Annotated in this window: 25 protein-coding genes; 7 read left to right on the forward strand and 18 right to left on the reverse strand. The window is 60.9% G+C overall.

The features are described 5' to 3' along the window. Positions 1–137 precede the first annotated feature (137 nt). Both A9D14_RS14540 and A9D14_RS14545 read right to left on the reverse strand, forming a co-directional pair. Positions 138–896 carry an SDR family NAD(P)-dependent oxidoreductase gene (locus A9D14_RS14540; protein WP_066849449.1) on the reverse strand — a complete coding sequence of 253 codons (759 nt, stop codon included), beginning with the start codon at positions 894–896 and terminating at the stop codon, positions 138–140. Then, a complete protein-coding gene (locus A9D14_RS14545; protein ID WP_232469046.1) occupies positions 896–2,107 on the reverse strand; it encodes a cytochrome P450 in 1,212 nt (403 codons plus the stop codon). The genes A9D14_RS14540 and A9D14_RS14545 overlap by 1 nt, the downstream gene beginning before the upstream one ends. Positions 2,108–2,256: 149 nt before the next feature. On the opposite strand from A9D14_RS14545, the gene A9D14_RS14550 reads away from it, so the two are divergent. Together A9D14_RS14550 and A9D14_RS14555 are read left to right on the forward strand one after the other, a co-directional pair. Beyond that, complete coding sequence (locus tag A9D14_RS14550) at positions 2,257–2,616, forward strand: winged helix-turn-helix transcriptional regulator (protein WP_066849455.1); 360 nt, start codon at positions 2,257–2,259, stop codon at positions 2,614–2,616. Continuing rightward, a complete protein-coding gene (locus A9D14_RS14555; RefSeq protein WP_066849457.1) occupies positions 2,613–3,191 on the forward strand; it encodes a malonic semialdehyde reductase in 579 nt (192 codons plus the stop codon). Before A9D14_RS14550 ends, A9D14_RS14555 begins: the two co-directional genes overlap by 4 nt. A 68-nt stretch (positions 3,192–3,259) precedes the next feature. Here A9D14_RS14555 and A9D14_RS14560 read toward each other — a convergent pair whose 3' ends face one another. Genes A9D14_RS14560 through A9D14_RS14585 form a run of 6 tightly spaced genes read right to left on the reverse strand, consistent with a single transcriptional unit; the run spans position 3,260 to position 9,095 of the window. Continuing rightward, a complete protein-coding gene (locus tag A9D14_RS14560) occupies positions 3,260–4,483 on the reverse strand; it encodes an acyl-CoA dehydrogenase family protein (RefSeq protein WP_066850645.1) in 1,224 nt (407 codons plus the stop codon). 21 nt (positions 4,484–4,504) lie between these two features. Continuing rightward, the gene (locus A9D14_RS14565; protein WP_066849459.1) at positions 4,505–5,128 is read right to left on the reverse strand and encodes a TetR/AcrR family transcriptional regulator; all 624 of its coding nucleotides are present in this window, start codon (positions 5,126–5,128) and stop codon (positions 4,505–4,507) included. Next, entirely contained in the window at positions 5,125–5,940 is an 816-nt protein-coding gene (locus A9D14_RS14570) for an SDR family NAD(P)-dependent oxidoreductase (protein ID WP_066849463.1), read from the reverse strand. Before A9D14_RS14570 ends, A9D14_RS14565 begins: the two co-directional genes overlap by 4 nt. Continuing rightward, the gene (locus A9D14_RS14575; RefSeq protein ID WP_232469048.1) at positions 5,918–7,075 is read right to left on the reverse strand and encodes an NAD(P)/FAD-dependent oxidoreductase; all 1,158 of its coding nucleotides are present in this window, start codon (positions 7,073–7,075) and stop codon (positions 5,918–5,920) included. Before A9D14_RS14575 ends, A9D14_RS14570 begins: the two co-directional genes overlap by 23 nt. Before the next feature lie 32 nt (positions 7,076–7,107). Then, the gene (locus tag A9D14_RS14580; protein WP_066849467.1) at positions 7,108–7,689 is read right to left on the reverse strand and encodes an aromatic-ring-hydroxylating dioxygenase subunit beta; all 582 of its coding nucleotides are present in this window, start codon (positions 7,687–7,689) and stop codon (positions 7,108–7,110) included. A gap of 17 nt (positions 7,690–7,706) precedes the next feature. Continuing rightward, positions 7,707–9,095 (reverse strand): aromatic ring-hydroxylating dioxygenase subunit alpha, encoded by a 1,389-nt coding sequence (locus A9D14_RS14585; protein WP_066849469.1) that lies wholly within the window; start codon positions 9,093–9,095, stop codon positions 7,707–7,709. Positions 9,096–9,212: 117 nt separating this feature from the next. Here A9D14_RS14585 and A9D14_RS14590 point away from each other — a divergent pair, with 117 nt between their 5' ends. Both A9D14_RS14590 and A9D14_RS14595 read left to right on the forward strand, forming a co-directional pair. Further along, positions 9,213–9,425, forward strand: a complete 213-nt coding sequence (locus tag A9D14_RS14590) for a ferredoxin (RefSeq protein ID WP_066849472.1) — start codon at positions 9,213–9,215, stop codon at positions 9,423–9,425. Between the two features lie 125 nt (positions 9,426–9,550). Next, positions 9,551–10,630, forward strand: a complete 1,080-nt coding sequence (locus A9D14_RS14595; RefSeq protein ID WP_066849475.1) for an oxidoreductase — start codon at positions 9,551–9,553, stop codon at positions 10,628–10,630. 9 nt (positions 10,631–10,639) lie between these two features. Here A9D14_RS14595 and A9D14_RS14600 read toward each other — a convergent pair whose 3' ends face one another. The 5 genes from A9D14_RS14600 to A9D14_RS14620 are packed head-to-tail and all read right to left on the reverse strand — an operon-like array spanning position 10,640 to position 15,259. Beyond that, a complete protein-coding gene (locus A9D14_RS14600; protein WP_066849477.1) occupies positions 10,640–11,359 on the reverse strand; it encodes an SDR family oxidoreductase in 720 nt (239 codons plus the stop codon). Continuing rightward, the gene (locus A9D14_RS14605; RefSeq protein ID WP_066849480.1) at positions 11,359–11,805 is read right to left on the reverse strand and encodes a nuclear transport factor 2 family protein; all 447 of its coding nucleotides are present in this window, start codon (positions 11,803–11,805) and stop codon (positions 11,359–11,361) included. Before A9D14_RS14605 ends, A9D14_RS14600 begins: the two co-directional genes overlap by 1 nt. A 39-nt stretch (positions 11,806–11,844) precedes the next feature. Beyond that, on the reverse strand, positions 11,845–12,144 hold the full coding sequence (locus A9D14_RS14610) for a putative quinol monooxygenase (RefSeq protein ID WP_066849484.1): 300 nt from the start codon (positions 12,142–12,144) through the stop codon (positions 11,845–11,847). Positions 12,145–12,167: 23 nt separating this feature from the next. Next, positions 12,168–13,658, reverse strand: a complete 1,491-nt coding sequence (locus A9D14_RS14615; protein ID WP_066849487.1) for an aldehyde dehydrogenase family protein — start codon at positions 13,656–13,658, stop codon at positions 12,168–12,170. Then, positions 13,655–15,259, reverse strand: a complete 1,605-nt coding sequence (locus tag A9D14_RS14620; protein WP_066850646.1) for a GMC family oxidoreductase — start codon at positions 15,257–15,259, stop codon at positions 13,655–13,657. Before A9D14_RS14620 ends, A9D14_RS14615 begins: the two co-directional genes overlap by 4 nt. A gap of 152 nt (positions 15,260–15,411) precedes the next feature. Here A9D14_RS14620 and A9D14_RS14625 point away from each other — a divergent pair, with 152 nt between their 5' ends. Next, positions 15,412–16,551 (forward strand): sulfotransferase family protein, encoded by a 1,140-nt coding sequence (locus tag A9D14_RS14625; RefSeq protein WP_066849490.1) that lies wholly within the window; start codon positions 15,412–15,414, stop codon positions 16,549–16,551. Continuing rightward, complete coding sequence (locus A9D14_RS14630; protein WP_232469052.1) at positions 16,548–17,711, forward strand: hypothetical protein; 1,164 nt, start codon at positions 16,548–16,550, stop codon at positions 17,709–17,711. Before A9D14_RS14625 ends, A9D14_RS14630 begins: the two co-directional genes overlap by 4 nt. 10 nt (positions 17,712–17,721) lie before the next feature. Here A9D14_RS14630 and A9D14_RS14635 read toward each other — a convergent pair whose 3' ends face one another. The 5 genes from A9D14_RS14635 to A9D14_RS14655 are packed head-to-tail and all read right to left on the reverse strand — an operon-like array spanning position 17,722 to position 22,884. Next, the gene (locus A9D14_RS14635) at positions 17,722–18,501 is read right to left on the reverse strand and encodes a hypothetical protein (protein ID WP_066849493.1); all 780 of its coding nucleotides are present in this window, start codon (positions 18,499–18,501) and stop codon (positions 17,722–17,724) included. A gap of 5 nt (positions 18,502–18,506) precedes the next feature. Continuing rightward, entirely contained in the window at positions 18,507–19,340 is an 834-nt protein-coding gene (locus tag A9D14_RS14640; protein ID WP_066849496.1) for an SDR family NAD(P)-dependent oxidoreductase, read from the reverse strand. Beyond that, complete coding sequence (locus tag A9D14_RS14645) at positions 19,337–21,667, reverse strand: membrane-bound PQQ-dependent dehydrogenase, glucose/quinate/shikimate family (protein WP_232469054.1); 2,331 nt, start codon at positions 21,665–21,667, stop codon at positions 19,337–19,339. Before A9D14_RS14645 ends, A9D14_RS14640 begins: the two co-directional genes overlap by 4 nt. A gap of 60 nt (positions 21,668–21,727) precedes the next feature. Further along, entirely contained in the window at positions 21,728–22,504 is a 777-nt protein-coding gene (locus A9D14_RS14650) for a hypothetical protein (protein ID WP_087910579.1), read from the reverse strand. Continuing rightward, positions 22,501–22,884, reverse strand: coding sequence for a nuclear transport factor 2 family protein (locus A9D14_RS14655; protein WP_232469056.1), 384 nt, complete (start codon positions 22,882–22,884; stop codon positions 22,501–22,503). Before A9D14_RS14655 ends, A9D14_RS14650 begins: the two co-directional genes overlap by 4 nt. Before the next feature lie 262 nt (positions 22,885–23,146). Here A9D14_RS14655 and A9D14_RS14660 point away from each other — a divergent pair, with 262 nt between their 5' ends. Then, positions 23,147–23,677 carry an ester cyclase gene (locus A9D14_RS14660; RefSeq protein ID WP_066849505.1) on the forward strand — a complete coding sequence of 177 codons (531 nt, stop codon included), beginning with the start codon at positions 23,147–23,149 and terminating at the stop codon, positions 23,675–23,677. The last annotated feature ends 61 nt before the right edge of the window (positions 23,678–23,738 follow it).

Below are 23,738 nucleotides of genomic sequence, written 5' to 3' on the forward strand. Positions count from 1 at the left end.
AATCCATGCGGTGCAGGCCAGCTTTCGCGGAAGCGTCCGAACCGGTTACGGAGATGGACGTCCAGCAGCAGGCTTTGACGACGGTAAAAGCCGCTTGGCACCGCGGCTCCACCTATCGCAGGAAAGGGAAGGCGGGCTTAACCGGCGGTTATGCCACTATCTGCAACATGGCACGCGCCGTGCACGGAACGGGCGCGATCCGACGCCAGAAACAGCAAGGGCTCGACGATATCCTCGGGCTGCGAGGGCGGACGAAGGCTGATGTAACGGCTGATAAGCGACTGGTCCGCATGTTCGGGAAATGCAAGGCCATCGACCATTCCGGTCAGCATTGCGCCCGGCGCCAGCGCGTTGATGCGGACCGGCTTGTGCATGAACTCCATCGCCAGCGACTTTGTCAGGCTGAGTAGCGCCGACTTGGTCGCCCCATAGGGCGCGGTATAGGCTTGGCCCAGAAACGCCGCGCTCGACACCACGTTAACGACATTGCCATGGCTTTCCACCAGATGCGGCATGGCTGCCTGCATCATGAAGAACGGGCCCGATACATTGGCCGCAAACAGCGTGTTCCAGTCTTGCGTCGTGACATCCTCCAGCGCGTGAAAGCGCAGGATGCCCGCGATATTGCACAAAACGTCGAGGCCGCCGAAGGCGCCGACCGCTGTTGCGACAGCCTGTGCGCAAACCGCCGGATCGCCCAGATCGCCCGCCATGCTGGCGCATTCGCCTCCGGCCTCCTCTATCCGCCGCGCGGTTTCCGCCAGCCCGTCGGCATTGATGTCGACAAGGCATACCCTGCCGCCTTCGCGGGCGAAGCGGATGCTGGCGGCGCGGCCAAGGCCCGATGCCGCGCCGGTGACGAGGACGACCTTGCCTGCGAACTCGCCAGCGCTCATTAGACGTCCCAGACGAGCGGCAGGGTGACGGGCTGGATCATGCCCAGATGATATTCAAGCTGGTGGCCAGGCTTGATACTGAACTGCGGGATGCGGCCGAGAAACTCCTCGACCGCGATCCGCATCTCGCGCTTCGCCAGATGCATGCCGATGCAGGTGTGCGGGCCATAGCCGAAGGAAACATGACGCGGCCTGCGCCCGAAATCGACTTTGTCGGGGTTGTCGAACTCTGCCGGATCGCGCCCGGCCAGCGTGGTGCTCATCATCACTTTATCGCCGGGCATCATCCTTACTCCGTGGAATTCGGTTTCGCGGGTGCAGGTGCGGAACGTGGTCACCGCGGCATAGGCGCGCATCAGTTCGTCGATGGCATGCGGGATTTCCTCTGGATTGCGGCGGAGGAATTCCTGATCGTCGTGCTCGCGCGCGAGATGCGCGAATTGCAGGCCCATGTTGGTGGAGACGGTATCCAGCCCGCCGACAAACAGGTTGAAGGAAAATCCGACCAGCTCGTCATTGTTGAGCTTTGCGCCATCCACGTCGACCGCAAGGGCATAGCTGATGATGTCGTCGCGAGGCGATTTGCGTCGGTCCTCTATCTGCTCGCGCAGGAAATCGACGACTTTGCGGGTCGCCGCGGCGATCTTTCCCAGATCGGAAGCGTGGAGCAGGTCGTACTCCCATTCAAGGAAACGCCGCGTGTGATCGAGCGGGAAATCCATCAGTTGGAGGAAAACCTTGATCGGGAATTCAAACGCGAACTCCGCCATGAATTCGCATTCGCCCCGCTGGCGAAAGGCTTCGACGTAATCCACCGCGTATTGCCGGATCTTGTCATCGAGCGCGGATACCGCCTTGGGGGTGAACAGCGGGTTGGCCATCTTGCGATACTTGGCGTGGTTCGGCGGATCGATTTCCACCGGCGTGTTGATCCAGCTTTCGCCAATCAGCTTGGCGAAGGGAGAGAAATCCTTGCTGGAGAAGGTGTCGGTATCGAAATAGACCTCGCGAAGATGGTCCATGCGCCGCACCACCCACGCCGGCGTTCCACCGGGATAGGCGTGGGGTGCGAAGAAGATGTCGGGCTCTTCGGCGTGGATCCGGGGCGCCCACGTGCGATGCGGTTCCTCGCGCGTGGTCATGCCGAAAATATAGGGGAAATTCTTCACAAGCGCGGCAGGCACATGCTCCGGAATGACGGGTTCGGGCATCACTGGCTGCATTACTGGCTCCCAATTTCTGGCGACGCGATCCGCTTGCGCAGCAGGGACCGGTCAGACCGTTGTTTTCAAAGCCGGGACTATAACCTACACCTCAACCCAACAAGTAGGATCACTTTTATGGGGTTAGTCACCTTTACATGACTACGTCTGATGCCAATGCTGTCGGGCGGGATGTCAGTCCCGAAGAATACGAGGCGCTTCGCCGCGCGTTGACGATGATTTCAGGCAAGTGGAAGCTTGAGATATTGTGGCTGCTGTATCATCGCACCCATCGTTTCGGGGAATTGCAGAAAACCATTCGCGGTGTTTCGCAGCATGTGCTGACCAAGCAGCTGCGCGAGCTTGAGGCGGACGGGCTGATCACGCGAAAAGTCTATGCCGAGGTGCCGCCCCGCGTTGAATATTCGATGACCGATGCCACGCGTGAGCTTGAGGCGACGATCCAGTCGCTGATGCACTGGTGGGAAAACCATGGCATCAATACGAGGGGTAAATGATGGCAGCAGAACATGACACGATTTTTGCGGAGGCGCGCACTTTCAACAGCTATACCGACAGGCCCGTGCCCTCTGCATTGCTGCATGAATTATACGATCATCTGAAATGGGGCCCCACCTCGGCCAATTCCTGCCCGGCGCGGTTTGTCTTCGTTACATCGGAAGAGGCGAAGGAGCGGTTGCTGGCCTGCGTGAACGAGGGGAACATCGCCAAGGTTCGCTCCGCGCCGGTCACCGCCATTGTCGCAGCGGATACCCGATTTTACGAGGAGATGCCCAAGCTGTTTCCGTCGCGCGATTTCGCGTCGGCCTTTGCGGGAAAGACCGCGGTTGTCGACGATCTGCTGGCGCGCAACGTGCCGCTGCAGGGAGCGTATATGATTGTCGCGGCGAGAGGATTGGGATTGGATTGCGGGCCCATGTCGGGCTTTGATGCAGAGGCGCTGAACCGCGCTTTTTTTCCCGATGGCCGCTGGGAAGCGAATTTCATCTGCGCCCTAGGATATGGTGACAGGACGAGCTTGTTTCCTCGTAATCCGCGATTGCGGTTTGAGCATGCCTGCCGGATCCTCTGACGCGGATTAAACAAACAGACGACCGATCGCCCGACCTATGACCGGGCGATGGTCTTTCCTGTCCCGCCTTAGTAAGAGCCCGGAGGTGCTATTGGATCGCCACCGGCAAGGGCGCGGCCCTGAATTTCATAGCCGATCGTGGGAATGTTCTGGATGTGCCGAAGCGCCATCGAAATGTCGCGCCAGTAACGGTTGATCGGCTTATCGAGCGAAAAGCCCGACGAACCGGCCTGGAACATGAGCGATTCACTGGCCGCGTGGATCGATTCGACGATCTGGCCGCCCATCGCACGATGGCGAACCTTTTCCTCAGCCGTGAACTCTTCACCCATTCCGACCCGATCGAGCTTTGCGGCAAGGCTGAACAGGATGGTCTTGGCAGTTTCGACCAATGCGGCAGCTTCACCCAGATCGCGCATATATGCACCCGATCCAGTGCGCGGTCCGATCGTCGTGGTAAGGACGGGTTTGCCCGATTCCGCTGTCACGATCTCAAGCATGGCTTCGACCGCGCCGATAAGCTGGGCAAGACCGGTGGTCCGCACCATCGGAACTGCGGGAACAAGGTCCGACGGCGCGCCGAAATGTTTCTTGGTGGGATCGATTTGTCCGGTGCGTTCATTCATCAAAGCCATCTGGCTGTCAGGAATGAAAACGTCTTTTGCAATCGCGGTGTCGGAACCGGTGCCCTGCATGCCGCTGACGAACCAAGTATCCTTGATCTCGAATTCGCTCATCGGAATGTAGCACATGTTGATGCCGGGTACGACGGGGCCGTCGTAATCCTCGAGAACGACGCCCTGTTGCGTCCAAGTCGCCTGTCGCGAACCCGACATATAGGGCCACGCGCCATTGATAATCCAGCCGCCGTCAACCTTGCGCGCCTTGCCGGGCGGGTTATACGCGCCGCACACCGGCTGCGGTCCGTCGGCAAAAACAGCGTCCTGCACGCTGTCCGGCGCAAGGCTGGTGACCCAGGTAGTGCCATTGATGATCTGCATGACCCAGCTTACTGCCGGGTCGCCTTTGGCGATCTCCATCTGGACGCGGGAGAAATCGGTGGGCGAAAGGCCAAAGCCGCCGAGGCGTTGCGGCACGATCAGTTGCAGGAAACCTTCTTCCTTGAGCATTCGGTCAACCGCCTCCGTCGGGCTGCGGCGTTTTTCCCCTTCGGGCGCCTGCTCGGCCAGGAACGGGCGAAGTTCTTTCGCGCGGGCGACAAGCTTGTCTGCGACGGATTTATCAGCCCATCCGCAAACTTGCTCAAGAGGTGCTTTTGCCAAAGTAGCCATTTCATGCATCCTTTCGATTATTCAGACAGTCTGGTCGGCGGTGTCGAGTAGCCATTTTTCAAGGCTGTCCGCGCTTTCATTCCAGAGCATCAACCAGTTCTCGTCGGCTGGCACCAGAAGGGTGCTCAACTGGAGGCGAACAAGTATTTCAACGAAAGCTATGGCATTTATAGTCTTGCCAAGCTTTGCCTCGATATATTTGAAGGTAGGTTCCAACGCCGAATGGACGGCCAGCTTGTATCGGGCAAACCTACTGCGGAAGAACGACAGGTGAAACCGCGGTTCGACTTCGAAAACGCGATCGGGGGAATTCTCATTGGTGTAGCGCGCATAGAACTGCATCACCTGCCGGAACCGTTCGATCGGGTCATCGATGCCTTCCGCCGCTTCGCGAATGCCATTTTCGAACCCGATGCAGACAAACTCTGCGACTGCGGCAAGTACGTCGTCCTTGCTGGAGAAATAGCGATAAAGCGTGCCGCGCGAGACGCCGCTCGCTTCGATGATGTCGCTCATCGAAAGGCGCCTGACGCCGCGCTCGGCTATGGCATCCAGCGCTCCCGACAGGATCTTTATGACGCTGGGAGACATAACAAAATCGTCTCCTACCTCGGCAGAGGCGGCAAATTCAGGCTGGAACTTCATGTTTCCCCCTTTTCAAGTTCTTTGAGATTGTGGGGGATGCTGACATAGCCGGGCAGGTTCTGTCCGCCATCGACATTGATCATTTCGCCAGTGACGAAGCGCGACATGTCCGAAGCAAGGAACACGACGACCGGACCGATGTCGTTTTCAGGGTCGCCCGCGCGTTTCAGCGGATTGGTCGCAACGACATTTTCAAGAAAGCCTGGAACCTCGTCGACCAGCTTTGCGAAGACCTGACCAAGGCCGGTCGGAGCGATGGCATTAACGCGGACATTGAAGCGGCCCCATTCAACCGCGGCACTACGTGTCAACCCGACGATGCCAAGCTTGTTGATGTTGTAGTCGCTGTGGAGCCACGCCCCGGTCTGCGCGTCGATGGAGCTGAAATTGATAACCGAACCGCCGCCGCGTGCCTTCATGTGCGGAAAGGCGGCCTGCATGGCCCACCAGTTACCCCAGATGCCAATTTCCAGCGTGCGCTTGAGCATCTCGTCCGTCTTGTGCTCCAGCAGGACACCGTCAGACAATAACGAAGCATTATTGACCAGAATATCGAGGCCGCCGAATTCATCCACCGCGCGCTGCACCATGGCCAGCACGTCATCCTTGATGCCCATATCGGCGGACATGCCGACTGCACCGGTTCCGAATTCCTTGCGGATCTCTTCGGCCACCCGTTCGGTCGCAGCACCGTCGCGCCCAGTAATGAGTAGCGAAGCGCCTTCGCGCGCCAGACGACGCGAAATGCCATGGCCAAGGCCCTTCGCCCCGCCCGTTACGATTGCCACTTTACCTTCGAGCATTCCGCTCATGCCATTTCCCCATCAATTTATCCATTTCCATGCGTTGTTCGCATTTTCCCTGTGTCAGGACGTAACCCTGAACCCTGTTGTCGCTATCGACGAACAGATGCTTGTCGCCCTCTGCGTCACTTTCCACCTGCCGCCACTCGCCCCGCAAAGCCATCGCAGGCGGCAGCAGGTTGATCGGGAACACGGTCGTCTTCACTTGCACCGAAAGGGGAGGGAATCTGATCTGGGTCGGCGTGCCCAACGCGCTGGGCGCAATCCCGCGGGCCGCTGCCATGATCGGCGTGACATAGGCGGCAAGGCCGTTGGGATATTCGGCGCAATCGCCGATCGCGTATATGTCGCGGTCGCTCGTTTGCCCGAATTCATTGACCTTTATGCCGCGGCCGATTTCCAGCCCGGCTTCGCGGGCCAGTTCGACGTTCGGGCGCAGCCCGACGGCGGACAGAACGACATCCGCCTCTACCCGCGTACCGTCATCAAGTGTGGCGACATATCCGGGCGAGGGCTGGAGATAGTCGATGGCGTCGACCTTGCGGCCTAGATGCCACTCCACACCCTTTTCCTGCAGCGTATCGCGCACCTTCTCGCCCACCGCGGGCGGGACGAGCTGCGCGAGGGGATTATCCAGCATATCGACGACGATCGGCCGGTAGCCGTTGGTGATCAGGTCGTTGGCGAATTCGGTTCCGACAAGACCTGCGCCAATGATCAGGACGCGCGCGCCATCTGGCAATTCCTTGCGAAAGCGATCGTAATGTTCGAGCTGGTTCACCGAAATGGCGCGATGCGCGGCATCGCCACCGATCTGCGGTCGAACCGGCTCGGCGCCGGTTGCCAGGATCAGGGAATCGTACTGGATCGGTCCGCCAGTGGTCAAAAGCGCCTTGCCGGCACGGTCGATGGCCTCTGCCTCGCGCCCGATGCGAGCATCGAGCTTGAGATTGGCGATCATCTTTTCGGCCGGGGTCGTGACCAGCGTTTCGCTTGTCTTACCCTTGGCGAGCGCCGTGGATAGGGCGGGCTTGGAATAGAAATGCCCGTCCTCCAGCGTCACCATGACGAGCCGGGCCTCGGGCGAGAGCCTGCGCAATTCGCGCAGGACCCCGAAGCCCGCAAGGCCGCTACCGACGACCACCACAGTAGATGTTGCAGACGTGCCCATGCAATTTACAGGAACACCGCGAAATTGGACATGCCGAGCACCGACTGATCGACGATGATCTCGCGGCGGGCCAGCCTGTATTCGCCGTCCACTTCGCGCCAGACATCGCGGCGTTCGGCGGTGGTATTCTCGTTTTCCGGACTGTCGCCGCGGCTACGTTCGAGAAAGAGATAGCTGACGACTTCATATTCGCCCGGCGTGTCGAGCTCGCCCACGCGGACATTGGTCACGAAACGGCGACAACGCGACGGCGGATCTTCGGCCCATGCGCTTTTCTGCAAACGCCCTGAACGCATCACGAGCGAATCGTAATTCTCGTCGAAATGGAACATCGTGCGCATGACGTCACGGTCGCGGTTCGGACCGGTACGCGTCAGGCGGATCGGCGCCTGATAGATGATGTCCGGCGCAAGCATCGCGATCCAGTCATCGATCCGGCGCTCGTCGAGAGCGGCGGCTTCGTCATACAGCGTCTCTAGGAGCCGGTTATAGATTTCCGAGCCCAGCGGCACGCGCTTCTTGGAAACCAGGCCGCGAAGGATCGTGGTGGAATCGGGGGCGGCGGTCGATTTGGTAATCCAGGTCATGTCTTGATCTCCCCCGCTCAAACCGCGTCCATCAGGTCGTAATAGGCCAGCCACCAGTTCCACTGCGTGTCGTCCTTGGTGAAGCCGGGATAAAGCAAGCCTTCGCCAACCCAGCCTTCGGGCCGTTCGTGGCCGTGAAGGGCCTGATACTTGAGCGTCATGTCCTTGCTGACCGCGCCCCGCGCATTCTTCATGATTACAGGCCAGACGTCGGCATCATCCTGTTCGATCACGCCGGAGGTGCCGGTATTCCAGATCGAGTTCTGCAGCATGTCGCGCTTCATCTGTTCGGGCGCATCCTTCTCCGCGAACAGATAATTCACAAATTCCACCTTGTCCGGACCCTTGGGCACATAGGCATGCAGCGATAGGGCACCAGAAGATCCCCCGTCCGTGCGCGGGGCGAAAATGAAGGCGATCAGGATGTTGGGGAACATGCCGCCGACCTGCGGCGGAATGGTTGCCAGCTGGGCAACCTGATCTTCGGTCAGGTTCTCGAAAAGTTCGGGGATCATGTCCTTGGTGATGCCCGGCGGGGTGAGCAATTCCAGACGCTCGCGCGTGGACTTGCCTTCGAACGGCACGTCCGCGAACATCTTGAAGGTCTTTTCCGCCTCAAGGCAGCGCAGCGAATGGCCCTGCTCGCATGAAACATCGACGCCATACATGCCGGGTGCCTGATCATAGATCGTCTCGGCCGTGCCGCCCATGACTCCGCCTTCCATCAGCGAGCGGTGCAGGGTCAAGGTGTGGAAGCCGTCCGAACCCGATTGCTCGCCGGGAACCTTCCAGTTGCAGGGGAGGGTGAAACGCTGCGGCGGGCCGAGCAGTTCGAGGCCGCGATTGGTGCGGCAGAAAAGCTGGTCCATGTAATATTTGATGTCGCCGAGATACTCGTCGAACGAAGGTCCGTCGACGTTCCAGGTGGCGAAGATCAGCCCGCCGTAGAGATGCACCCTGGCCTTCTTCAGACCCAGCGTTTTCTTGTCGACGTCATTGCCATGCATCTTTTCGCGTTCGACCGGCGCACCGATGAAATCGCCGTTCGGGCGGAAGGCCCAGCCGTGATAGATGCACTGGTGGACGCGCTTGTTGCCTGCTTCGCCAAGACACACGCGCATGCCGCGGTGCGGGCAGACATTCAGGGAAACATGAACGTCCCCGTCCTGTCCGCGGGCCACGATGACGTTGTCTTCGGCCATGTCGCGTACGATGAAATCGCCCGCCTCCGGAATCTCGCTTTCGTGACCGAGCAGCAGCCAAGTCTTGGCGAAAATCTTCTCCATCTCAAGCTTGTAGAGCTCTTCGTCGGTCATAACGCGGAGCGAAACTTCGTTGCTCTCACGCATGATTAGATCGTCAAGCGACGTTCCGTCGCGCAACACGAGTTTGGATTTCTGGAGCATCGCAGCCTTCTCTCCGTAGCAAACATTTTCTGATTGATTCGCGTTATACACATTGAATAATATCTGTTCAATATGTAAAAGGGCGTTAAAGGCAAATCGAGGAGATTGGAGAGGTCGATGTCTGGAAACGGTAAACTCAAGGTCGTGATCAACAAGCCCGCTTGCTGCGGCTATGGCGTCTGCGCGGAAATCTGCCCGGAAGTGTACAAGCTCGACGAACATGGCATCGTCTATGTCGATGACGAGATCGTGCCAGAGGGTCTGGAGGACAAGGCGCGCGAAGGGGCCGATGCCTGCCCGCAATCCGCATTGGCAGTGGTCGACGCCTGAGGAGAACAGGCTGAGGAGGGGGTGCGCGCTTTCTCCTCTGCCCCCTTGATGAATTTCCCTATCGGTTGACAGGGCAGATATGCCTTGGCCTCGGCGACGGTCGCCTTCAGAAAAGGGGGCGAGCGATGCGTACCGAATTGAATCCGCTGTTTTCACCATTCTCGTGTAAGACGTTGCAGGTGCCTAATCGCTTCGTAATGTCGCCGATGACGCGGCAGTTCAGTCCCGGGGGCATTCCGGGTGAGAATGTTGCCGATTATTACGCGCGCCGCGCGGCCAGCGATGTCGGGTTGATCGTAACCGAAGGGATCGGCGTCGATCATCCTTCGGCCATCGGTGAGGGCAGCATGGGCGAAAAGGACATTCCTGTCCTGCATGGCGATGCCGCCCTGCAGGGCTGGCGCAATGTCGTTGACCGGGTGCACAAGGGTGGTGGCCGGATCGTGCCACAATTGTGGCACATGGGCGCCGTGCGCAAGGACGCCAGCCCGCCCCATCCCGAAGCGCGCTCGCTCCATCCGGGAAACATGGATGAAGACGATATCGCCGATGTCGTCGCTGCCTTCGCACGCAGTGCAGCCAATGCCAAGGACGTGGGATTTGACGGGATCGCGCTACATGGTGCGCATGGCTATCTGCTCGACAGCTTCATGTGGGAGCAGATGAACAACCGCGATGACGATTGGGGCGGGGACGTCGCTCGCCGAACGCGTTTTCCTGTCAAGGTTGTCGAGGCGGTCCGCGAAGCCGTCGGCCCCGATATGCCGATCATATTCCGCATATCGCAATGGAAGCTGCAGGATTACGATGCGCAGCTTGCCGATACGCCCGAAGGCCTTGGTGTTATCGTTAAGGCCCTGGCCGAAGCCGGGGTCGATATTTTCGATGTCAGCACGCGGGTATTCTCCCGCCCGGCGTTCGCCGATTCCGACATGGGACTTGCCGGCTGGATACGCCGCCTGTCCGGTCGCCCGACCATGACGGTCGGCGGCATCGGCTTCGACAAGGAACTGGCAGCCAGTTTCACGCAGCAGACCACCGTTCTCGACAATCTGGACGAGGTTGTCCGCCGGTTCGAAGCAGGCGAATTTGATCTGGTGGCGATCGGTCGGGCCTTGCTGATGGACCCGCAATGGGTGGTAAAGGCCAAGGAAGGCGAGGCTTTCAAGCCCTTCGACATCTCGGCCTATGCACGACTGGAGTGAAGCTGCGCGTCAGAACGTTTCCGACGTGGCATAGATGTGCATGCGTGCGGCATTGGCATTGCCCGTCTGCTCGCACATGAAGCGGATTGCGCGGGCAATATCCCCGGCCTGCATTGCCGGTAGAAATTCGTCCCAGCCGGGCTGGCCCCTGGACTTCATGTCTTCGAAGATCTCGGTCGAAGTCGTGCCTGGCGAGACCAGCCCGACCCGGACACCGGAACCGGCAAGCTCGACCCGCAGCACCTCGGTAAAGCGCTCCAGCGCCAGTTTCAGCCCCCCGTATATGCCGGTACCGGCTGCGGCGATGCCGGCGCCAATGCTTGACACGTTCACGATCTGGCCAACTCCCTGCGCCTTCATATGCCGGGCGAACAATATGCTGGCGCGGACGACGGCCGAATAGTTCACCGCGATCATCCGGTCGAGTTCGTCCAGATCGAAATCATCGTGGTGACTGGTGCGCAGGATCCCCGCATTGTTCACAAGGATGTCGACCTTGCCAAACGCTGCCAGCGCATGGTCCAGCAACGCGCTCGCGGACGACGGATCGGACAGGTTGAGCGCCATGAATTGCGCAGCATCCCCGATTTCCTGCTGCAACGTTTCAAGCCGGTCCTGCCGCCGCGCCACCAGCAGAACCCGCGCTCCAGCCGATGCGAGAATATGAGCCGTCGCGGCCCCAATTCCCGCAGAGGCACCTGTCACTACAGCGACTTTTCCATCCAGCATTATGCCTGATCCCTCTCCGATCCGATGATTAACGCCGTGAAAGTGCGCCGCGCAATCTTCCAGCCATCGCTCGTCCGGACAATGAAGTCATCGTATGAGCCGATCCCGCGATGCATCGGACCCTGCTTGTTTTCCGGGCTCAGCAGCGCATCGACATAGCTGGTTGCATTGGCACCGGCTTGGGCATTGGTCAGCTTGATATTGCTGATCCGGTGCAGCGTCGGGCCCAGCCGCGCATGGGCTTCCCGCATGTAATCGGTAAAGTCGGCGATATTCTGCCAGCTGCCAAAGTCTCCGTAATCGGCTTGGCAATCGGCGATGAAGCAACTGCGGAACAAGTCCCAGTCCCGCAAGTCTATGGCGCTTGCATAGGCGATCAGTACGGCACTGATCGAGCGTTCGTCCTGGGCGCTGAGCCCGGTATCGATCCCGCAATTGATGTTCATGTTTTCTGCCTCTCCCCCAATTTCACAGCCACGACCGGATCACACGATGTTCCGGTCCCAATATTCCGTCCGTGGCGGGCTGGTCAGCATGGCTGCCATTTGGTCCATCACGCCGCTTTTGGTCCGAAATGCGACATAGGCTTCATGGTCGGCCCGCGACGCCCATTCCTCGATAAAGATGACGCGATTGGGATCGTCGGCATTGTGGCGAATGCTGATATCGACAAAGCCCGGAAACTCCCTCGTATCCTTCAGAGCTTCGGGGATTTGCTCGCAGAAATCGTCGACAAGTTCGGGCTTCAAGGCCAATTCCAGTGTCACGATGACTGTATCTTGCATGGCGCTTTCTCCGTTCGATCGCGTTATCGGCCAATCGGATAGAAAATCGATTTTTCGTGCTGATATTCGCGCAGCCATCCGGGACCATATTCGCGCCCGATGCCGGACCGCTTGTATCCGCCGATGGGGGCGTCGCTCATCGTGCCCGTCCCGCCATTCAGCGACACGCTGCCGGCCCTGATCTGCAAGGCCATCTCGTATCCCTTTGCGGCATCGGCCGTTTCGACCGCGCCATTCAGGCCATAGCGGGACTCGTTGGCGATGCGGATGGCCTCCTCGTCCGTGGAGAAGCCGATGATGCAGCCGACCGGTCCGAAAATCTCTTCCTGCGCGATGGCCATGTCGTTGGTCACGTCGTCGAATAGGGTAACCTCGGTAAAATATCCCTTGTCGAGACCGTCAGGACGGCCTCCGCCACACACAAGCGTCGCGCCGGCGGACTGTCCCAGCCCGATGAAATGCTCCACCTTGCTGCGTTGGCTTTCGCGGATCAGCGGGCCCATGCGGATCGAAGGGTCGGCCGGATTACCGATGCTGATCTGCGCGGCGACGGCAGCCGCGGTGGCGGCAAAAGCAGGTCGCAGGCTTTCGTGGACGAGGAAACGCGTGGGAATGGCGCAGCCCTGGCCGGCGTTGATGGAAATAAGGGTTGCGGCCATGGCGGCGGCGCGCTCGACATCGGCGTCCTCGCGCACGATCAGCGCCGATTTGCCGCCCAGTTCCAGATGGATCTTCTTCAGCGTGGGCGCGGCCTGCCCCATGATCTGGGCGCCCACTCCTTCCGATCCAGTGAAGGTCACCATATCGATCCGCTCGTCAGTGCAAAGCAACCGGCCTTCTTCGATCCCGCCGGTCACGATGTTGACCACGCCGGGCGGCAGGCCGATCTCGTCCGCCACCTCGCCGAAGAGCAACGCCGAAAAAGGCGTGAACGGCGACGGTTTCAGCACCAGCGCGCAACCGGCGAGCAGGGCTGGGCCGATTTTCGCAAGGTTGAGCAGGAACGGAAAATTATAGCCGGTTATAGCGGAAACGACGCCGATCGGCTCGCAAACCACCGTTGTTCCGCCGATCGAGCGTGGACCATCCGGGACGAAAGGATTGGGTGTGATATCTATGGGCAGCCGTTCGGGACGGTCGCGCCGTGCATGGCCGATCGCAGCTTCTAGCAGGCGCAACGGATTGTCGACCTGCATCAGCTGGGTCACACCTGCCGCGCAGCCGACTTCGGCCACGATCAGCTCGGCGATGCGGCCCTGTCTTGCCCGCAGCGCCCGCGCCATCTTCTCGATCATGTCGGCGCGCTCGGCCATCGACATCTTGGGCCACGGGCCGTGGTCGAAAGCTTCGCGGGCGGCAGCAATGGCCAGTTCGACCTGTTGTGGCGAAGCGACGGGCGCATGGGCGAGGATTTCTTCGGTGGCGGGATTGATCACAGGCTCGGTTCCGGCCTCTGGCGCGTGCCAGCCGCCATCGATGTAGAGCTTCGAAATATCGGTAAAGGCGGTGCTCATCGGTTTGTGTCCCTGCCGAGAATCATGTCCGCGGCGTTCATGGCGATGGCCATCGCCGGTGCATTGGTATTGCCCGAGACCAGCGTGGGCATGATGGAGGTGTCGCAAACGCGCAGACCGGTCACGCCGCGCACGCGCAATTGCGGATCGAGCACGCTCCCTGCTTCGGCGCCCATCGCCGCCGTGCCGGCGATATGGAAGGACGTCCCGCCAAGCTGGAGCAGGTTTGCCAGGATGTCCTCGTCCGAATGGACCTGCGCCGCAGGTCCGACCTCCTCGACGATCCATGGCGAAAGCGCGTGCTGGCCCCCGAAACGGCGTATCCATTTGAACAGGGCCAGCGCCCTGTCGCGGTCCAGCTGTTTGCTGAAATGATTGGCATCGATTTGCGGCGGGGCAGCGGGGTCGGCCGACCGGATATGCGTCGATCCGCGGCTCTCGGGCCGGGTGAAATAGCCCAGCAGGCGCATGCCGGGAAAATCGTCCAGCACGACCCTGCCGCGCGCATCCTGCTTCATGGTGACCATCATCGAACCAATCTGCGCATCGGGACGGTCGAGGTCCGGCGCAGTCTTGATGAACCCGCCGACCTCATGCGCGGCGTCGGTCATCGCTCCCCGGCGCAGCAACAGATATTGCATGACCGAGGATATCAGACCGATTCCGCTCAGCTTCTGGTTGGAACTGTGGCCGCGGATGCGCCAGTCGATCGCGACATAGCGATGCTCGCGCAGGTTTTCCCCCACAAGGGGGCTATGCGCCGTGACCGTGATGCCCAGAGACTTCAGCCGCTGCGCATCGCCGATGCCGGAAAGCTCCAGCAAACGGGGCGATTCGACCGCTCCGGCGGAGAGGATGATTTCACCCTCGCAGCCGATGGTCCTGCCTTCGACCACGATGCCCACGGCGCGGGTGCCTTCGAAGGCGATCCTTTCGGCGGATTTGCCGGTCAGGACATAAAGGTTGGGCCGTTTGCGGGCCGGGTCGAGAAAAGCCCGCGCGGCAGAGAAGCGCTCTCCCTTCCACGTGGTGGTGGCCTGATATCCCATGCCCTCGTCCGCGACGACATCGACCGCGTTCACATCGCTGACGGTCGGAACGCCCATTTCGGCGCCCGCGCGCAATATCGCATCGGTAACCGGATTGCCATGCCTTGCCACCGAAATGCGCAATGGTCCGCCCGTGCCGCGCCACGCGGCCGCGCCCAGCGCGTGATCCTCCAGCGCGACGAAATGCGGGCCCATGCGGTCCCAGCCCCACCCGTCGCAACCGGCCCTTTTCCAGTCATCATAATCCTGCGGTGCGCCGCGCATGTAGACCATGCCGTTTACCGAACTGGAACCACCAATACCGCGGCCCTTCAGCCATGTTTCCTCGGGCTGGTTGCCAGCCGGGGTGACGCCATAGGCAAAGACGTGCGGATTGGCCGGATCGAGCAGCTTGCCCACACCGCGCGGCATGCGGATCAGCGGGCTGTTGTCATCGGGGCCGCATTCGATAAGCAGCACCCTGTTGGCTGGGTTCGCGCTCAGCCTGTTGGCAAGGACGCAGCCCGACGAGCCGGCACCGACCACGATGTAATCGAATGACATCCCGTCCATCATGGCAAGCGTGCGATCCATTTTCTCTCCCGTCGATCAGGGATGTGTCGCGCTTGGGTGCCAGCCTCTGTCCTACCCGCTGACAGGTTGGTGCTTTTTTTGCGCTCCTAAGCTGGCGTGAAACCAGAAAAGACAAAGAGAGGAACGCGCAGATGGGTGATCCGACGCCGCAGCAATTGATCGACGAAGCGGGGCTGGACCAGGAAATGGCCGCCGGTGTCATGCCCGGCCTTTCCGCCGCGCTGGCCGCTCTTGGGGAAGAGGGCGGTCTTTCCGAGTCCGGTCATCAGCGAGCCCTTGCGCAGTTTCGCGACAATCTGGCGCGCCTTTCCGCCATTGCGGCTGACCGCAGGGCGCATCCGGAGATCGCCGATGTCGAGATTGTGCGCCCAGTCTTCATTCTGGGCCTTCCGCGCTGCGGAACGTCGATCCTTCACGCGCTGATCGGGGCGGACCCGCAGATCCGCACCCCGCTGCAATGGGAGGTTGCCGCGCCATCGCCGCCGCCCGATGCCGCGACCTTCGATACCGATCCGCGCGCGGACGGGTTCGACGCCTATGTGCAGGAGAATTTCACCGGCGCCTGGGCCGATGTGCTGAAGGCGCATCCGATCGGATCGCGCATACCGCAGGAATGCGGCATGATCCTTGAGACTGCGTTTCAGGGGATCAACCCGACGATGCTGTTCCGCTTGCCGTCCTATTACGACTGGTATCGCAAGACGGATACGCGGTTCGGCTATGGCGTGCACAAGATGTGGCTGCAGCATCTGGCATGGAAGAATCCGCGCAAGCGCTGGGTGCTGAAGGTGCAGGAACATGCGCACCACCTTGCCGAATTGCTTGCTGTTTATCCCGACGCGGTGCTGGTGCAGCCGCATCGTGATCCGGTTACGGTCATGGCGTCGATCTCTCGCCTGATCGAAGTGATCCGCTGCGTGTCTTTCGACCGGATCGACCGTGACGAACTGGGGCAGGAATTGCTGCACCTGTGGCACGACGGGCAGGCTGCAGCGCTTGCATGGCGCAAGGCCAATCCGCAGGTAAAGGTGCTCGACCTTGCCTTTCGCGACCTCATCGCGGACCCGGTCGAGGCGGTACGCAAGATCTATGGCCATGCCGATATCGATTTCACGGGCGAGAGCGAGGAAGCGGTATCGCGCTGGTGGCGTGAGCATCCTGCGGACAAGCACGGGCAGCACCGCTACGAGTTGGCGGACTATGGCCTGACGCGCGAGCAGGTCGAGGGTGTTTATGCCGATTACATTTCTGCCTACAGGCCATATCTGTGAGCCGCTGGGCCGATTATCTGGCGCAGCTTTCCTCGGCAGAGGACGTGCTTGCCATGCTTCCGGACGACGCCGGTCCGGCTGATGTCGCCGAAGCGGAGCGCATGCTTTTCATGGCGCTCGCTTCGGGTTGGCTGACCGCCTTTGCGGATCGCGACAACCCCGATTTCGTTCCGGCGGTCGGCACCCATTTCAACCTTGTCGGCACCAATCCCGATTTCATTTACGCGGCGGCCTCCATCGATGGCGATGGCAGCTACCTGCTAACGGGCGAGCGCGGTGAAAGCCTTTTCGTGCAGATGGATATCACGGCAGGCGGCCTAGGCGTGATGGATGCGTTGGGGCCATCGCTGGGGACGGTCGATTTCGACGATCTTGCGGTGGATGGGGAAGGGCGCTTTTCCCTGATGTTGAGCCATGAACGGCCTGCGGGCTGGAGCGGCGACTGGCGTCATCTCGATCCCTCGGCTCGATCGCTCTCCCTCCGTCAGGCCAGCTATGACTGGGGTGCGGAAAGGGAAGCGCGAATTGCCATTGAACGGACCGACATCGCCCATTCTCCCCGTCGGTGGACGCAAAGGGAAATCGGCGAGCGGCTGATGGCGCTATGCGGGTATCCCAAGCGGATCGGGACCATGTCCCTTGGCTTTATTGCTGCGCAACAACAAAAGGGTTTGTGGAACGCGGTCGAACATGACGACTGGGCGGGACGCGGCGGCGTTGAGGGGCAGCATTATTACCAGGGCCTGTTCCGGCTAGAACCTGGTAGCGCCCTGTTGCTGGAAAGCGCATTGCCCGATGCGGTGCGCTACTGGAACGTGCAATTGAACGACATGCGCTGGAACACGATCGATTGGATGAACCGTCAGTCGAGCCTGAATGGCGGGCAGGCGAGTATCGATGCCGATGGCAGGTTTCGCGCAGTGATCGCCTTGGATGATCCGGGCATCGCCAACTGGCTGGACCCGGGCGGTTATTCGGAAGGCTCGATCATGCTGCGCTGGAGCGGGGCGAGCAGTGGGCCGGAGCCGAGCCTGACCGTCGTTCCCCTCGACAAGCTTGATGCGCGGCTGCCTCCGGAGACGATACGGATTTCGCCAGCGGAAAGGCAAGAGGCCCTGCGCGCGCGCCGCCGTTCCGTGCAGATGCGCCGCCGTTGGTAGCAGAGCGCCGTCAGGCCGAGCCGAGCTTCTCCGCGCCGCCCGTCAGCACATCGTCGCCCATGCGCGCACGGGCCTGTTCCTCGTCCGCAAGGCCTTGGGCGGTGGGGTGCTGGACATCGTCCTTCGTCAACCTGCCGGTCAGCCTGTCCCAATGCGTGACCAGCAGGTCGTCGCGTTCGACGAGGTCTGACAGCGCAAGTTCCGGCGCGTCTTTCCAACCCTGCCAGCTGTCGGAGGAATTGACCTTGTAGATGCCGACATAACTATATCGCGGCGTGGTGGGGATCATCTGTCCATGGCTGCGAAACGCCAGCAGGGCTGCGCTGTGAACGCCCGGACGGCGCACGGCGGCAGGCAGATAGCTGTCGGCATACCATTCGCGCAATTCGGCGTCCTTGCCCGGTGCGGCATTGAACTGTTCGAACACGACGCCGCCCGAATGTTCGATTTCGGGGTCGTTGTTCCGGAATGCCAGCGGATAATAGTGATAATCCTCAAGCACGCTGTCATCGATGGCGGTGGTGACCATCATGCGGCTGGTCAGCGCATTCTCCCAATGCTCGCGCGAGAAACGTTCGGGATCGAATACATCGTAAAGGGCGAAATACTGCCAGTCATATTCCGGCGGGATGTCCATCGGCTGATGCGGACTGCGGCTGAAACGCTGCGCGGTGACAGAGCCGCGGAATCGCAGTGCATCGCGGATGTGGATGTTGGTGTACCAGTCGTCGAGGTCAGCCTCGCGCCCCGGACGCGCCTTGGTCAGTACGACGAGGACCGCTTCGATCATGCCTGCTATCCGCCAACGCGGGTAAAGGGCATGTGCGGCGCGCCCATCGTTTCGCGATAGGAGATCGGCTGCTTCCCGTCGAGATCGCTGACTCCGTAACGCGCGCCCATTTCGGCCCCGATCAGCGCCTGCCCGGTGAAGGACATTATCCTGGGGTCGGCGTACAGGGCTTGCAGTACGCGCGCGGCGAATTCGGGCGTCTCCCATTGGGGAAGGCTTTCGCGCATGTCGGGGGGCAGCATGTCGGCAGGCATGGCTTTCACCGCATCGGTCAGGATGAAGCCCGGCCAATAGGAAATCGCGGCCACGCCGTGCGGGGCAAGGTCGACCGCCATGTCGGCCATCATCTTGTCGGTTCCGGCCTTGGCCGCGCCATAGGCGGCCCCGTGGAAATAGGACACCGCGCCATAAAACGAAATGCTCGCGATCAGGCCCTTGCCCGCCTTGGCCATCATCGGTGCCGCATGCCACGAGGATACATAGTTGGAGCGAAGACCGACATCGATCATGTCGACAAGGTGCAAAGGCTTTTCCCAGAACGGACCGGGCGCGATCAGGTCCATCGCATGCACCGCCGCGGCATTGTTGACCAATATGTCGATCCGGCCTGCTTCATCCTTGATCCGGGCGAAGGCACTGGCGACCGATGCGTCGTCGGCATGGTCGCATGCGATGGCAATCGGCTTGCCGCCGCGGTCCGCGATTTCGCCGGACACCGCCGCCAGATCCGCCTCGTTCCGGCCCGTCACCACCACGGTAGCGCCATCGGCTCCGAACTCGCGGGCGATACCCCGGCCAAGGCCCCTTGTTGCTCCGGTAACGACTGCGACAATGCTCATTTTTTCTCCCCCTGTACCCGAGTGCCCTGCGGCAACGCATAGGCAATCAGCTCGTTGCTATATCCCGACAATATGCCGCCATGTCCGCCGGCGGCGATCACAACGAATTGCCGACCGGACCGGTCGGACCAGTAGGTCATGGGCGTGGCATTGCCGCCCGCCGGTAGTCGTCCATGCCAAAGCTCCTTGCCCGACCGAAGTTCATAGGCGCGGATCATGTGTTCCTGCGTGGCACCGATGAAGGCCAGTCCGCTGCCCGTGACCACGCCGCCGCCGATATTGGGCACGCCCATCGGGATCGGTATGCCAAGCGGCATCATCAGCGGGCCGCTATCGCGCGCCGTGCCGAACGGCTTTTGCCAAAGCAGCTTGCCCGAAACGAGGTCGACAGCGCTGACGAGCCCGTAGGGCGGCTCTGTACAGGGCGCGACGAGCAGGGACAGGAACGGCGCAACCGAGGCTGCATAGGGTGTCCCCGTTTGTGCCACGGGCCCTGCAACGTTTTCGTAACTTGGGACCGCAACGGGCTTCAGGCCGATCCTGTCGGCTTCTTCGCGCGGTATCAGGCGGTTGTAGTTCAGGACATGCGACGAATTCACGAATGCGATGCCCTGCACCGGATCGACAGCGATGCTGCCCCAGTTGTTGCCGCCCAGAGAGCCCGGCCAGATGATCGACGCGCGGTCGGTCTCGATCGGAGTCATGTGCCCGTCGAAACGCGCCTGCCGGAACTTCAGGCGACACCATGCCTGATCTACCAGCGCCATGCCCCACATGCTGCGCTCGCTTGGCCGCGGCCCTTCGAAACTGGGCAGGCCGACCGAGAACGGCTGCGTGGGCGACGCGCGGTCGCCATCTGCCTTCGAAGGCGTCACCGGCAATTCGGCAACCTCGGCGATGGGCTCTCCCGTGCGGCGGTCTAGCATGAACAGCTCGCCCCGCTTCGTCGGCTGCAGCAGGGCAGGGCGGCCGTCGGGCAGATCGAACAGGACAGGCTGCGATCCGACATCGTAGTCCCAGATATCGTGATGGGCCGTCTGGAAATGCCAGCGCGGCCGGCCGGTTTCAGCATCCAGCGCAACTACGCTGGTCGAGTATCTCTCCATTTCCGGCGTGCGGTGCAGCCCCGTATAATCCGGGGTGGCATTGCCCATCGGTACATAGACCATGCCCAGCTCTTCATCGGCGCTCATCACGCTCCAGCTGTTGGGCGTACCTGGGGTATAGGTCTCGCCCGGCGCAGGCTCGCCCATCCGGTCGGGGGCGCCCATGTCCCATGCCCATGCCAGCTTTCCGGTGATGGCATCATAGGCGCGGATCACGCCTGAAGGCTCGCCGACCATCTGGCCGTCGGTGACCCAACCGCCGATCACCAGCTTCCCCGAAACGAGCGTGGGCGGTGAGGAAACGTGGTAATAGCCCGTCGGGGCCTTGCTCATGCCGCGTAGCAGATCGACTTCACCTTCTTTGCCAAAATCGGTGCAGGGCTGCCCTGTCTGCGGGTCGAGGGCGATCAGGCGGCTGTCGATAGTCGCGGTGTAGATCCGCGCGGCACAGCTTTCGCCGGCTGCCGCATCGGGCGCCGCGAAGTAAGTGACGCCCCTGCATGTCTGGCCGAAAACCCCGGTCGCGTCGGCATGGGCTTCAAAGCGCCAGATCTGCTTACCGCTTTCGGGATCGAGGGCGATGACGTCATTATAGCCGGTGCAGACATACAGCCGGTCGTCAACCATCAGCGGGGTTGCCTGAAAAGGCGCGGGCTGACCGTTCGGTTCTCGCCCGGTCGAATAGCGCCACACCTCTTGCAGCGCACCGACATTGGCAGGGGTGATCTGGTCAAGGGGCGAAAAGCGGCGTCCTGCCTGCAGATTCCCGTAATGATGCCATTCGCCGTCGCGCGCAGATGCGGGCGCTCCGGCCAGACCGGCAAGATCGGTGCCGCCGGTGATACGGTCGTTCCAGAAAGTCCACGAAAGCCCCGCAAGCAGACCCAGAAGCGCCACGCCCAACATTCCGCCGCTGATCCGCGTGACGGGGACGACGCCCAGCGATCGCCGCACCCATGGGGTAAGCAGCCAGATGCCGATGACCGTAAGCAAGCCCATCCGGCCCAGCAGTGGCCAGAAGGCGAAGCCCGCTTCCCAAACCGACCATGCCAGCGAAAGGGTCCATATGGCGGCATAGACATAAAGCGCTCTTGCCGATTGACGCCAAAGCAATCCGGCGACGGCAATGAATGCCAGACCGCCAGCCACATAATATGGCGAACCGCCCGCCAGCAGAAGTTGTGCGCCGATCCAGATCAGACTGATGCCCAGAAGCAGCACCAGTATTGCCAGCAAACGATTTAACCAGGTCACTTCGTTGCAATCTCACTTTTATGCGGATCAGGGCACAAGTGCACTGGGGCCACCGAACGCCATGCGTGCGATCACGGCGGGGGCGATATTGATCGCTAGGAAAGTCACCTGAAAAAGCAATACCATGCCCCACAGCCGAGCCCATTCCCGGCCGAGGCCGGCGGGCTTGGTCGCTGCGCCAAGGCGAACCTCATGCGCCATGAATCCTTGTGGATCGCGATCGGCAAGCATCCCGACGAACCAGCCAGCCCACAGACCGATGAGCAGGGGGAAAACGAGCGGCAACCGTCCCTGTTCGCTTTCCAGCGCTGGTCCCACCACCGAATCATAGGTCCACCAGCCGTTGGCGACTGAACTGCCCTCGACATAGATCTGATAGGCAAGGAAGAGCGGAAACGCGGTCATGAACGATAGCGCATAGGCCGATCGAGCAGGGAATTTGCGCTTGAGGAACAGCACCAGCGAGGTCAGCAAGGGAATCGAGACGGCAAACCACCATCCCCAGCTGAACGGCATGAACAGCGGCTTCACCGGCGTCGTATAGGCCATCTCGCCCCAGAATGGCAGGCGCGCGAATTGGGGGTTCCATGCGACATAGGCGCCCCAGTCACCGAAAAATTCCTGCCAGAAACCGCTTGAGGCTGCGATCAGCATCAGACCGAAAAGCGGGATGCGGCGGTTCTTCACCGCAAGCGCCGCGGCCGCCAGAAGCAGCGCACTCCACAGATAGATGCTGCCGATTTCCATCACCCATGGATTGACGGGGTCGCCCATCGTCTGGGCGGCGAGCGCCTCAGGACTCATCGCGCCATTGCCTTGATGTGTTCGGGAAGGTTGTGGTTGTAGCATTTCTTTTCGTAGAGGCCGGAAATGCGCCAGCCGTTCTGGGTGCGGCGGAACTGGTGGATGTACCACAGGCCGAAGAAGATTGTCTGGGGCTGCCCATCATCGCCGGGAACGACCATCGGGTTTGTGCAGACCGACCGCGTTTCGCAGCGATCACCGTCAAAGCTGTATTGCGTGGTCGAAACCGCATGCTGCGACATCGGCACGGGCCCAAGACTGGCTGCGAGGAACGACTTGATATCGGCCAGCGAACCTTTGACGCCGACCATTTCGCTATAGTCGATTACGGCATCATCGGTGAAATAGCCGTCAAGGGCATCGAAGTCCTTGTTGTCCACGGCATAGCAATATCCCACCATCAGGTCCTGAATCTCGAACCTGTCCGACATTTCTTCGATCGAAAGCACGGCAGTCTCCCTTCTGTCCGCTTATGCCACATGAATGTGCGGGTAATCGCCGGTCTGTTCCTGCCGATTGGTAGGTTGCAGACCGCAGCATGGAATTGAAAAGGGCCGCGATCGACGGCCGTATCCCTCTTCGGGCCTGGTCAGACGTATCCCTACGCTGCAAGATCGCAGCTCGACATAATGGAGAGTTTTTATGGCTGGACGGATCCCGCCCTTCACACTGGATGATTTCAAGCTTTCGCCCGAAAAGCGTGCCGAGATTTGCGAAGGCCTGACCGAACGTCAAACGTTCATGGTCAACCAGTGGATGAACCTGCACGACAAGCTGAACGTAGGCGACTGGTCCGGATTCGACGAGTTCATGGACAAGGACAAGATGACCTACGACAATCCGAACCGGCCCGATCTGGGGACGTTCGAAGAGTGGAACAGCTCGCCCCGCGCGCTTTTCACTACGTTCCCGCCGTCGGTCTACCGCACGCTCAAAGCATGGGGCCGTGGCGACGACGAGATCTGCGTCCTGTGCCACCACCACGGCAAGCACACGGGCGGCCCCTACATGGGTGTTCAGCCGACGGGCAATCAGCTCGACGTGCTCTGGTTCAGCTGGATCAAGTTCGACGGCGACAAGATCGTGCACATCTATTCCATCTCGGACGTGCTTTCGATGCTGATCGACCTTGAAGTGATCGAGGCTCCGCAGCCGGTCGATCCCTACAAGTAAGGCAGCGCCAGTCATGACGCGAAAGGGGGGCAATTCTGCCCCCCTTTTTCGCGTCATAGCG

The organism is Croceicoccus marinus (assembly GCF_001661675.2).
In the GTDB taxonomy this organism is placed as follows: Bacteria; Pseudomonadota; Alphaproteobacteria; order Sphingomonadales; family Sphingomonadaceae; genus Croceicoccus; species Croceicoccus marinus.

Excerpts from the sequence above, each read along its gene's own strand:
- A9D14_RS14600 (WP_066849477.1), bottom strand. The coding sequence starts at position 11,359 with ATGCTGGATGGAAAAGTCGCTGTAGTGACAGGTGCCTCTGCGGGAATT.
- A9D14_RS14625 (WP_066849490.1), top strand. The coding sequence starts at position 15,412 with ATGGGTGATCCGACGCCGCAGCAATTGATCGACGAAGCGGGGCTGGAC.
- A9D14_RS14640 (WP_066849496.1), bottom strand. The coding sequence starts at position 19,340 with ATGAGCATTGTCGCAGTCGTTACCGGAGCAACAAGGGGCCTTGGCCGG.
- A9D14_RS14595 (WP_066849475.1), top strand. The coding sequence starts at position 9,551 with ATGCGTACCGAATTGAATCCGCTGTTTTCACCATTCTCGTGTAAGACG.
- A9D14_RS14550 (WP_066849455.1), top strand. The coding sequence starts at position 2,257 with ATGACTACGTCTGATGCCAATGCTGTCGGGCGGGATGTCAGTCCCGAA.
- A9D14_RS14620 (WP_066850646.1), bottom strand. The coding sequence starts at position 15,259 with ATGGACGGGATGTCATTCGATTACATCGTGGTCGGTGCCGGCTCGTCG.
- A9D14_RS14580 (WP_066849467.1), bottom strand. The coding sequence starts at position 7,689 with ATGACCTGGATTACCAAATCGACCGCCGCCCCCGATTCCACCACGATC.
- A9D14_RS14660 (WP_066849505.1), top strand. The coding sequence starts at position 23,147 with ATGGCTGGACGGATCCCGCCCTTCACACTGGATGATTTCAAGCTTTCG.
- A9D14_RS14615 (WP_066849487.1), bottom strand. The coding sequence starts at position 13,658 with ATGAGCACCGCCTTTACCGATATTTCGAAGCTCTACATCGATGGCGGC.
- A9D14_RS14570 (WP_066849463.1), bottom strand. The coding sequence starts at position 5,940 with ATGAGCGGAATGCTCGAAGGTAAAGTGGCAATCGTAACGGGCGGGGCG.
- A9D14_RS14565 (WP_066849459.1), bottom strand. The coding sequence starts at position 5,128 with ATGAAGTTCCAGCCTGAATTTGCCGCCTCTGCCGAGGTAGGAGACGAT.
- A9D14_RS14610 (WP_066849484.1), bottom strand. The coding sequence starts at position 12,144 with ATGCAAGATACAGTCATCGTGACACTGGAATTGGCCTTGAAGCCCGAA.
- A9D14_RS14555 (WP_066849457.1), top strand. The coding sequence starts at position 2,613 with ATGATGGCAGCAGAACATGACACGATTTTTGCGGAGGCGCGCACTTTC.
- A9D14_RS14585 (WP_066849469.1), bottom strand. The coding sequence starts at position 9,095 with ATGCTCCAGAAATCCAAACTCGTGTTGCGCGACGGAACGTCGCTTGAC.
- A9D14_RS14545 (WP_232469046.1), bottom strand. The coding sequence starts at position 2,107 with ATGCCCGAACCCGTCATTCCGGAGCATGTGCCTGCCGCGCTTGTGAAG.
- A9D14_RS14650 (WP_087910579.1), bottom strand. The coding sequence starts at position 22,504 with ATGAGTCCTGAGGCGCTCGCCGCCCAGACGATGGGCGACCCCGTCAAT.
- A9D14_RS14635 (WP_066849493.1), bottom strand. The coding sequence starts at position 18,501 with ATGATCGAAGCGGTCCTCGTCGTACTGACCAAGGCGCGTCCGGGGCGC.
- A9D14_RS14605 (WP_066849480.1), bottom strand. The coding sequence starts at position 11,805 with ATGAACATCAATTGCGGGATCGATACCGGGCTCAGCGCCCAGGACGAA.
- A9D14_RS14560 (WP_066850645.1), bottom strand. The coding sequence starts at position 4,483 with ATGGCTACTTTGGCAAAAGCACCTCTTGAGCAAGTTTGCGGATGGGCT.
- A9D14_RS14540 (WP_066849449.1), bottom strand. The coding sequence starts at position 896 with ATGAGCGCTGGCGAGTTCGCAGGCAAGGTCGTCCTCGTCACCGGCGCG.
- A9D14_RS14590 (WP_066849472.1), top strand. The coding sequence starts at position 9,213 with ATGTCTGGAAACGGTAAACTCAAGGTCGTGATCAACAAGCCCGCTTGC.